Origin of the sequence: Streptomyces incanus (genome assembly GCF_042656345.1) — a bacterium.
Lineage (GTDB): Bacteria > Actinomycetota > Actinomycetes > Streptomycetales > Streptomycetaceae > Streptomyces > Streptomyces incanus.
This window is the reverse complement of record NZ_JBHSPC010000174.1, coordinates 1-546: the sequence shown is the minus strand read 5'-3', so window position 1 is coordinate 546 and position 546 is coordinate 1. Positions and strand designations below refer to the sequence as shown.

Annotated in this window: 1 protein-coding gene; it reads right to left on the bottom strand. The window is 66.1% G+C overall.

The window, feature by feature from the left end; genetic code table 11:
- On the bottom strand, positions 1-546 hold a 546-nt coding region (locus tag ACFP2V_RS38520; protein ID WP_381221395.1), incomplete at both ends, for an IS110 family transposase.

The following is a 546-nucleotide window of genomic DNA, read 5'->3' as shown; positions in this document are numbered from 1 at the left end:
CCGGCCGGAGACGCCGAAGATGTCGGCGATCACAGTGGAGAGCTTGATCTGGGCGTCTTCGAGGAGTTTCTCGGTGCGCTGCTTGTGGCGGGTGCGCTCGTGTGTCATGACCGCCCGGGCCCGGGTCAGATCGCGTAGCTCACGGACCGGTTTCGGGGGGACGAACGAGGGCCGGAGCATGCCTCGTTCCGTGAGTTTGGCCAGCCAGACCGCGTCCAGGCGGTCGGTCTTGGGCCGGCCGGGGACGTTCTTGACGTCACGGGCGTTGACCAGCCAGCACTCCAGTCCTCGGGATTCGAGGAGGAAGAAGTACGGCTTCCAGTATGTCGACGTCGCTTCCATGACCACGCGGGTGACGCCCTGGCAGATCAGGTGGTCGGCCAGATCCAGGATCGCGCCGGATGTCGCGACGGTGTTGAAGACCCGTTGCACACGCTTGCCGGGCTGGTCCTCGTGAGGAACCCGCACGCAGACCATGCCTGACGCCTTGGCGATGTCGATCGCCGCGACCCGCGCCACCAGTTCCTCGGCCTGCTCGATCTCCTC